The sequence below is a fragment of the Clostridium arbusti SL206 genome (genome assembly GCF_000246895.1).
In the GTDB taxonomy this organism is placed as follows: Bacteria; Bacillota; Clostridia; order Clostridiales; family Clostridiaceae; genus Clostridium_I; species Clostridium_I arbusti.
In genome coordinates this window covers 1-14,718 of record NZ_BAEV01000099.1, presented here as the reverse complement: position 1 = coordinate 14,718, position 14,718 = coordinate 1, and the positions used below count along the sequence as shown (strand labels likewise).

General features: G+C 30.2%; 15 protein-coding genes. 11 read left to right on the top strand and 4 right to left on the bottom strand.

Going from position 1 to position 14,718, the window contains the following annotated elements:
• Nucleotides 1-257 precede the first annotated feature (257 nt).
• From RH99_RS19280 to RH99_RS14860, 11 genes are all read left to right on the top strand, one after another.
• Nucleotides 258-407: a hypothetical protein gene (locus tag RH99_RS19280; RefSeq protein ID WP_158511957.1), complete on the top strand. Its 150-nt coding sequence runs from the start codon at nucleotides 258-260 to the stop codon at nucleotides 405-407.
• Between the two features lie 144 nt (nucleotides 408-551).
• Nucleotides 552-1,418: an ABC transporter ATP-binding protein gene (locus RH99_RS14905; RefSeq protein ID WP_010239992.1), complete on the top strand. Its 867-nt coding sequence runs from the start codon at nucleotides 552-554 to the stop codon at nucleotides 1,416-1,418.
• A gap of 28 nt (nucleotides 1,419-1,446) precedes the next feature.
• Nucleotides 1,447-2,529 carry an ABC transporter permease gene (locus tag RH99_RS14900; protein ID WP_010239989.1) on the top strand — a complete coding sequence of 361 codons (1,083 nt, stop codon included), beginning with the start codon at nucleotides 1,447-1,449 and terminating at the stop codon, nucleotides 2,527-2,529.
• Between the two features lie 23 nt (nucleotides 2,530-2,552).
• Complete coding sequence (locus RH99_RS14895; protein ID WP_010239986.1) at nucleotides 2,553-3,317, top strand: ABC transporter permease; 765 nt, start codon at nucleotides 2,553-2,555, stop codon at nucleotides 3,315-3,317.
• Between the two features lie 52 nt (nucleotides 3,318-3,369).
• Nucleotides 3,370-4,074 carry a response regulator gene (locus RH99_RS14890; protein WP_010239983.1) on the top strand — a complete coding sequence of 235 codons (705 nt, stop codon included), beginning with the start codon at nucleotides 3,370-3,372 and terminating at the stop codon, nucleotides 4,072-4,074.
• A 19-nt stretch (nucleotides 4,075-4,093) separates the two neighbouring features.
• Nucleotides 4,094-5,488 carry a sensor histidine kinase gene (locus tag RH99_RS14885; RefSeq protein ID WP_010239980.1) on the top strand — a complete coding sequence of 465 codons (1,395 nt, stop codon included), beginning with the start codon at nucleotides 4,094-4,096 and terminating at the stop codon, nucleotides 5,486-5,488.
• Between the two features lie 137 nt (nucleotides 5,489-5,625).
• Nucleotides 5,626-6,555 (top strand): cysteine synthase A, encoded by a 930-nt coding sequence (gene cysK / locus RH99_RS14880; RefSeq protein WP_010239977.1) that lies wholly within the window; start codon nucleotides 5,626-5,628, stop codon nucleotides 6,553-6,555.
• A gap of 182 nt (nucleotides 6,556-6,737) precedes the next feature.
• A complete protein-coding gene (locus RH99_RS14875) occupies nucleotides 6,738-9,044 on the top strand; it encodes a heavy metal translocating P-type ATPase (RefSeq protein WP_010239974.1) in 2,307 nt (768 codons plus the stop codon).
• A gap of 65 nt (nucleotides 9,045-9,109) precedes the next feature.
• On the top strand, nucleotides 9,110-10,171 hold the full coding sequence (locus RH99_RS14870; protein WP_010239971.1) for a sulfite exporter TauE/SafE family protein: 1,062 nt from the start codon (nucleotides 9,110-9,112) through the stop codon (nucleotides 10,169-10,171).
• A 275-nt stretch (nucleotides 10,172-10,446) separates the two neighbouring features.
• Entirely contained in the window at nucleotides 10,447-11,502 is a 1,056-nt protein-coding gene (locus tag RH99_RS14865; RefSeq protein ID WP_010239968.1) for an ABC transporter substrate-binding protein, read from the top strand.
• 259 nt (nucleotides 11,503-11,761) lie between these two features.
• Nucleotides 11,762-12,826, top strand: a complete 1,065-nt coding sequence (locus RH99_RS14860) for an ABC transporter substrate-binding protein (RefSeq protein ID WP_010239965.1) — start codon at nucleotides 11,762-11,764, stop codon at nucleotides 12,824-12,826.
• Nucleotides 12,827-13,004: 178 nt separating this feature from the next.
• Here the strand turns inward: RH99_RS14860 and RH99_RS14855 are convergent, their stop codons facing one another.
• From RH99_RS14855 to RH99_RS14845, 4 genes are all read right to left on the bottom strand, one after another.
• A complete protein-coding gene (locus RH99_RS14855; RefSeq protein WP_010239962.1) occupies nucleotides 13,005-13,238 on the bottom strand; it encodes a hypothetical protein in 234 nt (77 codons plus the stop codon).
• Nucleotides 13,239-13,754 (bottom strand): 4Fe-4S binding protein, encoded by a 516-nt coding sequence (locus RH99_RS19810; RefSeq protein ID WP_243441503.1) that lies wholly within the window; start codon nucleotides 13,752-13,754, stop codon nucleotides 13,239-13,241. It abuts the gene before it with no gap.
• The gene (locus tag RH99_RS19805; RefSeq protein ID WP_010239956.1) at nucleotides 13,687-14,133 is read right to left on the bottom strand and encodes a 4Fe-4S binding protein; all 447 of its coding nucleotides are present in this window, start codon (nucleotides 14,131-14,133) and stop codon (nucleotides 13,687-13,689) included. Before RH99_RS19805 ends, RH99_RS19810 begins: the two co-directional genes overlap by 68 nt.
• On the bottom strand, nucleotides 14,130-14,718 hold a 589-nt coding region (locus tag RH99_RS14845; protein ID WP_010239953.1), incomplete at its 5' end, for a hypothetical protein. The genes RH99_RS14845 and RH99_RS19805, both read right to left, overlap by 4 nt.

Genomic DNA, 14,718 nt, shown 5'->3' with positions numbered 1-14,718 from the left:
TATATTGACAATAGCAATAAAATATAATAATATGTTTACATAGTAAAAATATTGGAATTGTATATAATAATCAACTAATGTAAATCATTTAATAGTTGACCAGAAAACTGGAGGCTAAATATCTATTTATTATTAATAGGTATTTAGCCTTTTTTATTTTAAGCATTTTCAAAGAAATGACTAGTCAGTACACTAGCATCTTTGACTTATTATTTATTTTCATATGCTTTATTTAAATTTAAGGGGGCGGTATTTTTATGATTAAAAAAAGAAGTATAATTATGATTTTAATTATTTTAGTAGTAACATTGGTGCTTTATGGTTGTGGTTCAAAGCAAGCTAATAATAATAATAATAATTCAACCATGAATATGACGAATTCAGAAATGAAAAATATGAAGAAATGATCTATAAAAGTTATGAAAGATAATACTAAAAAATTAATGGATATGTTGTCTTTTTTATTATATTTAACACTAAAAGGTTAGTTATTAATAGCTAATAAAGAACGTAAAAAATTTCATGAATAAAAATAATAGGAGGAGAATTAAATGAATGAAAAAATTGAAAAGTTGAGTAGGGAAGATACTAAAGAATATAAGGTAACAATTAAGAACTTAAAAAAAAGCTACAATACAAGAGATAAAGATGGAAAAAACGATAAAGAATTTTTAGCTATAGAAAATTTTACGTTAGGTATAAAAAAAGGAGAGTTTGTAACAATAGTAGGTCCTAGTGGCTGTGGCAAGTCAACCTTTTTGGATATGCTAGCTGGTCTTTCTAAGCCTACATCTGGTGAAATATATATTGATGGAAAATTGATTACTGGACCGGATCTTGATAGGGGAATTATCTTGCAAGGCTATGCATTATTTCCTTGGTTGACAGCACAAGAAAATATTGAATTTGGTCTTGAGATAAAAGGTATGTCTAAAGATAAGAGAAGAGAAATAAGCAGTAAGTTTATTAATCTTGTGGGATTAAATAAATTTGAAAAGCGATATCCACATGAATTGTCAGGAGGTATGAAACAGAGGGTAGCAATTGCAAGGGCACTTGCCTACAATCCAGAAGTTTTACTTATGGATGAGCCATTTGCGGCTGTGGATGCTCAAACTAGAGAATTGCTTCAAGAAGAGTTATTAACCATTTGGGAGAAGACAAACAAAACTATTGTATTTATAACTCACAGCATTGAAGAAGCAATATTTTTGGGAGACAGGGTAGTAGTAATGTCTGCTAATCCAGGAAAAATTAAAGAAATTATTAAAATAAATTTACAGAGACCTAGAAGTATTGTTGATATAAGAGATTCTAAGGCATTTAATGAGAATAGAAATAGAATATGGCAGCTGCTTCATGTTAGCGAAAAGAAAAAAGAATCAGCTGATAAAGTATCTTTAGAAGCCTCTTTGTAAAATTTAACAGATAATAAGGGAGATAACTATGAGTAAAACAGAGAGAAATTACAGTTATTATATTTTAAGATACAGTGGAGTGATATTATTTCTAGCTCTATGGCAGATTTTGCCTATGATTGGAATTGTTAATTCACAGTTTATTCCACCTCTTTCAGAGGTTTTAGTACAGGTATATAGTTTATGGGTTTATAATGCTTTGTTTACTAGTATTATGGTAAGTTTATGGAGGGTTGTAATAGGTCTTATTATTGCTTCTATAATTGCAATACCTGTTGGATTTATACTGGGAGGATGGTTTAATAATTTTGCAGATGTTCTGGATCCGCTCTTTAGAATATTTGGTCAGGTAAATCCTGTTTCATTAATGCCAATATTCATATTATTCTTTGGAATGGGTGAGATTGCCAAATTAGCAGTAGTTGCCTGGGTATGTTTATGGCCGGTTTTGTATAATACCATATTAGGTGCTAAAAGTGTTGACAAGCTTTTGATAAAAACTGCTTTTTCTATGAAAGTATCTAACTGGCAAATGTTCAAGAAAGTTTTATTACCAGCATCAGAACCTTTTATTTTTGCAGGGCTTAGAGTAGGAGTAGAAATGGCATTTTTTATGCTTATTGCTGTGGAGATGTTAGGTGCTAGTGCAGGGCTTGGAGTAATTTATCATACTTCTGCCATGAATAATCAAATTCCTAGAATGTACGCTGCTGGAATATTTGTTGTAGTTCTTGGAGTTGCTTTAAATAGAAGTTTAATATACATTCAAAATAAACTTTTCTTTTGGAAGGAACCAGATCGTATTTTTAGTTTTGCTAAGTGGAAAAAAGAAAGTACTAAATTTGGAAGAGTTCAAATTAAAATATTAACTATAATTGTAGTCATAATTATAGGAATTGGAAGCTATGAAGTACATTTTTCTAATAGTTCAGATTTTACTGGACGATATAATACTATCACTGACCATATGAATATGAAAGATATGAATATGGATATGGAAAATGACAATAAAAATAACTCTAGTCATACGGACAATAAAAATCAAAATAAGAATAGCACGGATACTGATCATATGGACATGGGATCCGATCATATGAATATGAAAAAATAAGACTATTTAGGGGAGATAGATTTATGAAATCTAGAAAAAATACTTTTTATAAATTTTTAGTTATAGCTATATTTCTTGCAATATGGGAAATTTCTAGTAGATTACAAATAGTAGATACTCAATTTATTCCATCTTTTTCTAGTGTTATAGCATCCTTGTGGGATATGCTTATTACACAAAATCTGATGTTAAGTATTGCTATAAGTGTAGAAAGAGCGTTAGGAGGATTCTTCATTTCAATTTTAATTGGTATACCACTGGGATTTTTACTTGGAGGATGGTTTTCTAAATTAGATTTAGTAGCAGAACCTGTTATAGAAATTTTTTCTCAAATTAATCCTTTTTTATTATTTCATGTTTTTATTTTAATTTTAGGTATTGGAGAAAGTACTAAAATAGCAGTAATTGCATGGACCTGTATATGGCCTATAATGTTTAATACAATTCATGGCATTAGAAATATGGATTCTTTAATACTGAAAGCGGGTAGAGGCTTTGGTCTTGGAAGATGGAAACTATTTCATAAAGTAGTTATACCGTCGGTTTTACCATCACTTTTTGTAGGACTAAGAATTAGTGCAGGGTATTCATTCTTTATGCTTATTGCGGCAGAAATGATGGGTGCAAGTTCAGGGTTAGGTTGGTTATTATTAAGTTACCAGCAGATCTATGATATAAGGAAAATATTTGCTACAGCTATTGTCATAGCTTTCTTGGGATTGCTTATGGACATTCTAATAAAGTTTATTCAAAATAGATTTGTAGTTAATGAAATTAAGAGTAACTAGTAACAAGAAATAGAAACTTAAAAAAAGTACAGTTCATGAATGGAGCTTTAATATGATTAAGGATAAAAAAAAGATACTGGTTGTAGACGATGAAATAAAAATTATAGAAGTTGTAAAGTCATATCTTGAAAGTAATAATTTTTCTGCTTTTTCAGCTACTAATGGAAACGAAGCTATAAGTTTATTTTATAATGAAGATCCGGATCTTATTATTTTAGATTTAATGCTTCCAGATATAGCTGGTGAGGAAATATGTAAGTTTTTAAGAATTAAAAAATCAAAGATTCCCATAATTATGCTTACAGCAAAAATTGGTGAGGAAGATATACTTAAGGGGCTTGATATAGGTGCAGACGATTATATTACTAAACCATTTAGTCCAAGACAACTTGTTGCAAGAGTAAAGGCATTACTACGAAGGGTTGAAGTGGATGAGATTCAGTTATCTGAGATATATTGTTTTAATCAGAATGATCTTGTTATTGATAATGTGGCTTATGAAGTTAAAAAATCTGGTGCTTTGGTCAATCTTACCCGCAACGAATACAATATCCTTATTACAATGGCTAAATATCCTTCGAAGGTATTTACAAGGGAAGAACTGATTTCGGTAGCTTTAGGAGAAAGTTTTGAAGGTTATGATAGAGCTATCGATTCTCATATAAAAAACTTGAGACAAAAAATTGAAAATGATCCTAGGAATCCTAGATATATTCATACTATACGTGGTATAGGGTATAGATTTGGGAATGTTTAATCTATGGAGGAAATAGTAAATGAAAAATAGTTTGAAGACAAAATTATCACTATCTTATGCTTTAGTAGCTGTAATAAGTATATTAATGATAAGTTTAATGACAAATATATTTTTAGAAAAGCAATTCAAAGTATACACTATTCAAAATCAAGAGCATAAAAATAAAGAATTAGTCAATTTAATTGGTGAACAGTATAGTGATAATAATATGTGGAATTATAAAACTATTGAAAGTATAGGAGTGAATTCTATTGAGCAAGGATTAATTATAAAGTTAAATGATAAGTCTGGTAAGGTTGTATGGGATGCATCTAATCATAATAATGGTTTATGTAAGCAAATGATAGACCATATGGAAAATAATATGAGTAAATATTATGGTAATGATAGTGGTAAATATGAAGAAAAATTGTATCCAATTTATAATGATAATGGAAAAGTGGGGACTCTACAAATTGGTTATTATGGTCCATTTTATTATAATGACAATGATATAGCTTTTATAAATACATTAAATAAACTTATTATTGCTGTAGGAATATTATCTTTAATTTTTGCCTTAATATTGGGTGCTTTTATGACAAAAAGGTTGAGTACTCCAATATCGAGGGTTGTAAAAGCAGCACAAAATATTGCTAATGGTCACTTAAATAATAGAATTACTGAGAAATCACAAACTACAGAGATAGATTTATTGATTTCGACAATTAATAATTTAGCAGAAACTCTTGAAAATCAGGAGAAGCTTAGAAAGAGAATGTCTGCAGATATTGCTCATGAACTCAGAACGCCTTTAGCAACACTTCAAAGTCATCTAGAGGCTATGATAGACGGAATATGGAAACCTAATACGGAAAGATTGTTAAGTTGTCATGAAGAAACTATGAGAATAAACAGATTAGTTGGTGATTTGGGAAGTTTAGCGAAATATGAAAGTGAAAATTATAAATTATCTAAAATAAAATATGATATAGGTGATCAAATGAAAAAGATAATATATAATTTTCAAGCTGATTTTAAAAATAAAGGTGTGAATATTAGTTTTAATGGAAAAAAAGAAATGATATTTGCTGATAGAGATAAAATTAGTCAAGTAATAATAAATATAATATCTAATTCTTTAAAATATACACCTAGAAATGGATCAGTAGAAGTAATTATTGATAAAATTGATGATGGGCAAGTAGCTATAAAAGTTAAGGATACGGGAAGAGGTATATCTTCAGATGATTTACCTTATGTTTTTGAACGATTTTATAGGTCTGATAAATCAAGAAATAGATTAACTGGTGGAGCTGGAATAGGACTTACTATTGCTAAAGCTATTGTGGATTTTCATGATGGAAAAATAATGGTAGAAAGCAAGATTAATGAAGGAACTGAATTTATTGTATTATTGCCAGTTTTAGCATAAATTTTCTAATAGTAAAAAATATTTTAATAAATAATTTTAAAACTATAGAATTTGTTATTGTAATATGGTATTATAATAAACAAATAGGAATAGTAGGTAAATGAAACGGAAATATAAAATTTTAGGGGGAAATAAACATGTCAAAAATAGCAAAAAAATTAGTTGATTTAATAGGAAATACACCTTTGTTGGAGCTTTCAAATTATAATGCTTCTAAAGGATTAGAGGCTGAAGTTATTGCTAAGTTAGAGTATTTTAATCCAGCAGGAAGTGTAAAAGATAGAATAGGATATGCAATGATAAAAGATGCAGAAGAAAAAGGTTTAATAAATAAAGATACAGTTATAATTGAACCAACAAGTGGTAATACAGGAATAGGATTAGCATTTGTTGCAGCTTCAAAAGGCTATAAACTTATACTAGCTATGCCTGAAACAATGACTTTAGAAAGAAGAAATCTTCTTAAAGCACTTGGAGCGGAATTGGTTTTAACACCAGGACCAGAGGGAATGAAAGGTGCTATTAAAAAAGCAGAAGAATTAGCAAAGGAAAATCCAAATTCTTTTATACCACAACAATTTAAGAATCCTAATAATCCAGAAATTCATAAGAAAACTACTGCCGAAGAAATCTGGAGAGATACGGATGGGAAAGTAGATATTTTTATAGCTGGAGTTGGTACTGGTGGAACAGTAAGCGGTGTGGGAGAAGGATTGAAAAGTAAAAATCCTAATATAAAAATTATTGCTGTAGAACCATTTGATTCACCTGTTTTATCAGGAGGAAAGCCAGGACCACATAAGATTCAAGGAATTGGTGCAGGATTTATTCCTGATACATTTAATGCAGAGGTTATTGATGAAATATTTCAAGTCAAGAATGAAGAAGCTATTGAAACATCAAGGGAAATAGCAAAAAATGAAGGATTACTAGTAGGGATATCCTCAGGAGCAGCAACTTTTGCAGCAACACAGATTGCAAAAAGACCAGAAAATAAAGGCAAAAAAATAGTTGTGTTATTACCTGATACTGGTGAGAGATACTTATCAACACCATTATTTCAATAGTAATAAAATATGTAAAAATAAATATAAAAATAAATGTAAATATTTAAAGTTAACCAGAAATACTGGAGGCTAAGTATATTCTAAAATTTTAGAGTATACTTAGCTTTTTTGTTTAAAGAGAAGAAAAATCCTTAATATTTTTAACTGGATTCATTAAAAATTTTAAAGTTGGATGTGATAAGATGCTTGAAAATACTTCGCTTAAAGTGTATGGAATGACATGTACCTTGTGTTCTATGACTATAGAATCAACTCTAGAAAAGCTTGAAGGCATAACTAAAGTGAATGTTAGCTATGCTTCTGAAAAAGCAAGATTAGAATATGATGATACGAAAGTAAAGCTAAATGATATAAAAAAGCAAATAGAACTATTAGGATTTTCGGTAGACGCGAATAACGGTAAGCAACCTAATAAAAAAGGATTAACTAGAAGTGAAATTGAAAGAAGGAAACTTAAAAATGTTTTTATTGTATCAGCTATATTTAGTACACCTTTAATAATGGCAATGATACTAGGTGGATTAGGCTTTTGTCATGATAACTTTGATCCTAATACAGCGACTAAGATTGGATCTTTTATTCAACTTTTAAGATATAAGGCTTCTTCACTTCATGATTGGAGATTGCAGCTAATCCTAGCTACGATTGTACAATTTACTGTTGGATTAAAGTTTTATAAAAGTTCTTTTTATGCACTTAAAGCTAAAAGTGCCACAATGGATTTATTAGTAGCTATAGGTAGTACTGCAGCCTATTTGTATAGTGTTTATATAGTTATTTTTCAAACTGCAACCTATACTTTTGGAATGAGAAATATATATTTTGAGGCATCAGCTACTATAATTACTCTTGTTTTACTTGGCAAATTTTTAGAATCTAGTGCTAAAAGTAGAACTTCAAAAGCAATACAATCTTTAATAAAGCTTCAACCTAAAAATGCTAAAGTAATAAAAAATGGGTTAGAGTGTGATATTTCAATTGATAAGGTAGTTGTTGGAGATATTATAGTTGTTAGGCCAGGTGAAAAGATACCTGTAGATGGTATTATTTTGGATGGATATTCAACAGTAGACGAGTCTATGATCACCGGAGAAAGTATTCCAATAGAAAAAAAGGAAAATGATTCTGTAACTGGAGCTTCAATAAATAAATATGGAACATTTAAATTTAGAGCAACAAAAGTTGGAAATGAGACTATGCTTGCGAATATAATAAAATTAGTAGATGATGCACAAAGCAGTAAACCTCCAATCCAAAAAATAGCGGATAAAGTAGCGGGGTATTTTATTCCTTTTGTAATCATTGTATCTCTATATACCTTCGTAGTATGGTATTTTTTTATTTTTCATAGACAAGTTTTTCTACTTGATCAAGCGATAATCTATGCAGTGGCAGTTCTTGTTGTTTCGTGTCCTTGTGCATTAGGACTAGCAACGCCTGCAGCAATTATGGTAGGTATGGGAATGGGAGCACAACATGGAATTCTCATTAAAGATGGAGAAGAATTAGAGAGAGCCTGTAAGATAAATACCATAATACTTGATAAAACGGGGACTATAACCACTGGTAAACCTGAAGTTACAGATATTATATTGTTAGATAATAAAGCTATAACTGGAAATAATGAGAGAGATAAGAAAGATGCTCTATTGTTGATTTCCGCAAAATCCGAGAAGAAATCTGAACATCCTTTAGGAAAAGCAATATATAAGTTTGCTAGAGAAAAGTTTGGAAGAGAGCTTGAAGATATAGATAAATTTGAAGCTGTTCCAGGTAAAGGAATATTTGCAACTATTAAAGATAAATCAATATTAATAGGAACAAGAAAGCTTTTAGAAGAAAATAACATAGGATTAAAAAATTCAGGTGAAATACTGAATTCTCTTCACGAACAAGGTAAAACAGCTATTTTAATAGCAATTAATAATAATTTAGTGGGAATTATTGCATTGTCGGATAAAATTAAAGATGACTCAATAGAAGCAGTTAAAGCTTTAAAAAAATTGAATATAAAAGTCTATATGCTTACTGGTGACAATGAGAAAGCAGCATTTACAGTGGCAAAAAAGGTAGGAATAAACAATATTATTGCAGAAGTGCAACCTAAAGACAAAGCTCAGGAAGTAGATAAATTAAGAAGTGAAGGTAAGATTGTAGCTATGGTAGGTGATGGAATAAATGATGCACCAGCACTTGCTACAGCAGATATAGGTTTTGCCATGGGAACAGGTACTGATGTGGCAATAGAAACAGGTGATATTGTTCTTCTTAATGGAGAATTGAGAAGTTTAGTAACAGCTATAAAATTATCAAAGAGAACAATGAGAAAAATCAAGCAAAATTTATTTTGGGCATTTATATACAATATATTTGGCATACCAATTGCAGCTATGGGTTATCTAAATCCTGTTGTTGCATCTGTGGCTATGTGTTTTAGCTCAATTTCTGTTTTATTGAATTCACTTAGCTTAAAAAGATTTAAACTGTAAGATAAAAATTAGGAATAGTCGATTTATTAGTTATATTCATATGTTTTATACAAGGAGTGACAAGATTGAATGGCAATGATATTTTAAGCTTTCTACGGGATCTTTTTTTACTTAAATATTTACCTAATATACAGACCGGAGCTAGTTATTGGTTGCTTTTTATATTTGGAGTACTAACTTCTTTTCATTGCCTTGCAATGTGTGGAGGAATAGCTATATCCCAATCTGTAGCAAAGAATCAAACCGAGGATAAAAATTCACAAACTAAAAGATCTATATTTTTTATGCCAACGCTACTTTATAATGCTGGAAGGGTAGTGTCTTATGCTGTTATTGGTGGAATTGTTGGGGGAGTAGGACGTATAGTAAATTTTCCAGGGGCTTTAAAGGGGATAATACCTATTATAGGTGGAATTTTTATGATAATTATGGCAATTAATTTGATTGGTGTATTTCCATTTCTTAGAAAATTAAATATAAGTATGCCTGCGTTTATTGCTAAGAAGATAAGAAATGGTAATAATTATGGACCGCTATATGTAGGAATTATGAATGGATTAATGCCCTGTGCACCTCTTCAAATAGTACAATTATACGCTTTGAGTACAAGAAGTGTATTATATGGGGCTGCGACCTCGTTTATATTTGCTCTAGGAACTGTGCCTATTTTATTTAGTTTTGGACTAATCAACTCAGTGATAAATAAGAAATATTCAACTAAAATATTGAAGATAAGTGCAGTGATTGTACTTATACTTGGTATTGGTATGGTTGGAAGAGGATTATCATTATCTGGATTACATATTGATACTCCAAATTTAGTAAAAAATTATAATACTATAGCAACAGCAAAAATAGAAGGAAATGTACAAAATGTTACTACAGAAATAAAATCTGATAGTTATCCACCTATTGTTGTTCATAAGGGTGTCCCCGTAAAATGGACAATAAAGGTAAGTGAAGATAATATTAATGATTGTAACAATACTATAAATATTCCACAATTTAAAATAGAAAAAAAGTTACAAGTGGGAGATAATCTAATTGAGTTTACCCCTTCAGAAGATGGAAAAATTTCTTATTCATGTTGGATGGGTATGATTAAAAGCAAGATAATCGTTAAATAGTATAATTAAAAAAGTGTTAATAAAGTATTGACATAAAGTAAAAAACATAGTAACGTATATTAAACACATAGGAATAATATATTAAAGTTTTAGGTTGACCAGATTTACTGGAGGCTAAGTTTTTTCATTAATTTGAATGAGCTTAGCTTTTTTTTATTAAAATATTTATACTAGTTTAAAAATAATTAGTATAAAATATATTAATTGTTTTTAAATTAGTATATTATTCCAATTTAATTAATAATTTAGATATAAATTAGGGGGGAGCAGTTTCAATGATTAAAAAGAGGTTTAACAAAAAATTTGTATTAATTCTAATTTCACTAATGTGCTTAGTAAGTATGGTAGCTATTGGTTGTGGTAAACAGTCTTCAACTGCATCAGCGTCATCTGGAGGAGGGGATGATTTAAAGCCAGATAAAGATGGTTTAATTCCTATTAAGACTTGGTCGAGAACAGATTGTGGATCTACAACTTGGGTTGTAGCAGATCAAAAAGGATTCTTCAAAAAGTATGGTTTAAAAGTTAAATATACTGGTGAAACTCAACCAGCTCAGCAAATACCATCAATATTAAATGGTAACAATGATATAGGCGATTTTCATCCTAATACTTATGGTGTTGCAGTAGCTGGTGGAGCTAATCTTATAGGAATTGGAGCAAAAGGAGTAGATCCGACTCCAGATGTAGATCCTAAATATAGGCATATGTGGTGGTTTGTAAATCCTAAAAGTGGTATTAAATCATTTAAAGATTTAGCAAACTATAAAAAAGGTCAAAAGATTAAGATTACAACAGGAGCGGCTAATATATGTACTGATTTTTTAGGAAATACTTTAGCTGATAAATATGGTATACCAAGAGACAGATTTGAATGGGTTACTATGCCAGATTCTCAAGCAATACAATCTCTTACTCAAGGTTTAGTAGATATATCAGCAGTTCATCCACCTTATTATACCGGTATGGAAAAATCAGGAAATGAAAAAATAGCTGATACATTAGATACTGGACTTGGAGCAACAGCAGGTTTAACTTACTGGGTTGTTGATACTAATTGGGCTAAAAAGAATCCTGAAACAACTAGAAAATTCCTTAAAGCAATGCTAGAAGCTCAAATATGGTCTGACGATAATCCTAAAGAAGCTGCAGATTTAACTGCAAAGCATATAGGCCAACCAGTTAGTGGAAATCACTATTATTCTAAAACTTTAAAAATTGATAACGAGAAATATTTAAAGCCATGGATTGATGAATTAGTTAAAAATGGTTCAGTGCCAAAGGGTAAGCTGGATGCTTCAAAATTAGTAACAGATATATATTATAAATAAATAGTAACATATGAAAGTGATATCAGGTTGACTAGATTTACTGGAGACCAAGTCTTTTAAATATATTGAAAGGCTTGGTCTTTCTATTATTTAAAAATTTAATTCTTAATAAAAATAATATGATATTGAGAGTAAATTGAAGTTAATAGTAGCTATTAGAATTTGCTAAAGGTTATAGAGATTAAGCTATTTATTATATTTATGAAGGCTGGTCTCTATTCTATAGAAACTAATATAAAATTAGGAGGGTTTAGTTTAAATGATTAAAAAAAGATTTAACAAAAAAGCATTGTCAATACTTCTCTCTTTAATGTGCTTGATCAGTTTGGTAGCTATCGGTTGTGGTAAACAGTCTTCATCTTCATCTGCATCGTCAGCATCGGGAGGAGATGAATTAAAACCTGACAAAGATGGATTAATTCCTATTAAGACTTGGTCAAGAACAAACTGTGCATCTACACCATGGGTTGTTGCTGATCAGAAGGGCTTCCTTAAGAAATATGGTTTAAAAGTACAGTATACTGGTGAAACTCAAGCAGCTCAACAAATCCCATCAATTCTAAATGGTAACAATTACGTGGGAGAATTTCATCCAAATACTTATGCAGTAGCTGTGGCTGGAGGAGCAAATATAATAGGTATTGGAGTAAATGGAATAGATCCAACTCCAGATGTAGATCCTAAATATAGACATATGTGGTGGTTTATAGGACCAAAGGCTCAACAAGCTGGAATTAAAACATTTAAAGATCTATTAAATTATAAAAAAGGTCAAAAGCTAAAGTTTACAACAGGAGCTGCTAATATTTGTACTGATTTTGAAGGAAATACTATAGCAGATAAAGTTGGTCTTCCAAGAGATAGAATAGAATGGGTTACAATGCCAGATTCTCAGGCAATACAATCTCTTACTCAAGGATTAGTAGATGTGGCTGCAGTACATCCACCTTATTATAAAGGTATGGAGCAAGCTGGCAATGTAAAGATAGCAGATACAGCAGATACTGATTTGGGACCAACAGCAGGTCTAACATATTTTGTTGCTGACAAAGATTGGGCAAAGAAAAATCCAAATGTAGCTAAAAAATTTGTTCATGCCATGTTTGAAGCTCAAACATGGGCAGATGATCATCCTGAAGAAGCTGCAGATTTAACTGCAAAACATATAGGTCAACCAGTTAGTGGTAGTCATTATTATTCTAAAACTTTGAAAATTGATGATGCGAAATATTTACAGCCTTGGATTGATGAACTAGTTAAAAATGGCTCAATACCCAAAGGTAAAGTTAAAGCTTCAGATTTAGTAACTAATGCATATCAATAAAAAATATATTTAATGCACAAATTTATATAAATAATATTAATACTTGTCTTTAATTTGGCAAGTAATCCAGTAAATCATTGATAGTGCTTGATACTACTATGTATAGTAGTATCAATAAATTCATGGATTGCTTGCCGAATTTAAGTTTATACTATAAATTAAAAATAAAAGTTTGATTTTATTTATTCAATTCAACTATTTTTTTATACTTATTTTTAAGTTTTAACTTTTTTCTTGCAATGGAAAAAATACATATAGATGATATTCCTACAATAGGAACTAAACAACTTAACCCACAAGCACCACAAGTACCTGTGCATGCTCCTACACCGGGTATAAAGCCTGTTGATGCAGCTATACTAATACCGGTTGCTCCTATACCAGTTCCAATTTCTTTAACTTTATTATTCATTTATACCTCCCTCACAGGAATAGAAACTTGCTGTTTATCAATGCTTGTTTTTTCCCATCCACTCTTCCCTAAGCCATAAGAAATTGCCTTCTTAGGACACGTAGCTTCACATTGTCTGCAAGTAATACAATTAAGAATTTGATAGGATATCTTTCCATCTTTTTTTTGTAAAGACCCCATAGGGCACGTCTTTACACAGGCGGAACATGAAACACATTTTTCCTTTGAAAAACGTAATTTAAATGTAAACCCGAAACGTGAACTTATACTTTGTACAAGTCCTTGTATAGCTCCTACAGGACACATAAAATTACAATATCCTCTTCCACCTTTAGTAAATACTCCGAAAACGAATAGCCAAAGAAATCCTGTTATAATTGTAGTAGAACCTAAGAATCCAACATTACCCCAAAATCCTCCATTTATGAGTCTTTGTAAAAAGGAGAGATTACAAAATGCGCATGCAATACTTCCCGCTAAAAATGGAGTCAGTAGATATCCTGCTAAAAAAACCATATCTAATAGGAATGGGATTTGTTATTTTGTACCAATTTATTTTGAGTTTTTCAGGAACTAAGCGACTAAGATATTCAGGAAACGCTCCAGCGGCACACAAACGTCCGCAATAAAATGCACCAAAGAAGAAAGTAAGAGTAAAAAATAATACTAATGATATAAATGTGACTGAAATAAATTCTATTCCTTTCCCAGTGAAGAGGTATAATAATGGAATACGTAAACAACTTGAGTGAACATCCAGAGAGCTTTTATTATTTATTACTCTACTTAAAACTTTTTCGTATAAGGCAAAAGGTGCATAAAATAGAATTATACCAAATAAATACCAAACTGCTCTTTTAATTAAGAATACATTAGAATTTTTTATTTTTATCATTGCTTAAACTCCTCTTCTAATAAAGATTTAAGTGAATCATCATTATCTGTACCTTTAATATCTGAATTAATGACTTTAACTGGTATTATTCCAATTACATTATTATTTTTCAAATTTATTATATTTATAATGCCTGCACTGGCTACATGCTTATTAGTTTTGCTTCTAGGTATAGCTAATAAAACCTTTATATCAAGTCCTTGTTTGGTTTTTAGTACAGTATTTAAATTCCCATTTAAGCCATAAGACTTATCAACTTTGGAACTTATTGTTATATTTCCGTCAAATCCTTTATAAATTAATTTTAATGGTAGGTCTTCTTGTCCTTTATTTATAATAATTCCTTGAGTAGACTGCAGATTGGGTTGTACTAATTTTTTTGGCAATCCCTGTTCTCCTATATTTATTACTGTGGTTTTTGCTATATTTTTATTATTACTATGTTCATCAAGTTCAATTTTAAAATTTGAACTTTGCTCAACTGCTGTTGCTTTTTTATAATATCCAGCACCTATTGTTACTAAGCTCATTAATATAAATGCAGTAACAAAAATGAATGTTTTTAGTAACTTTTTTTTCATTAAT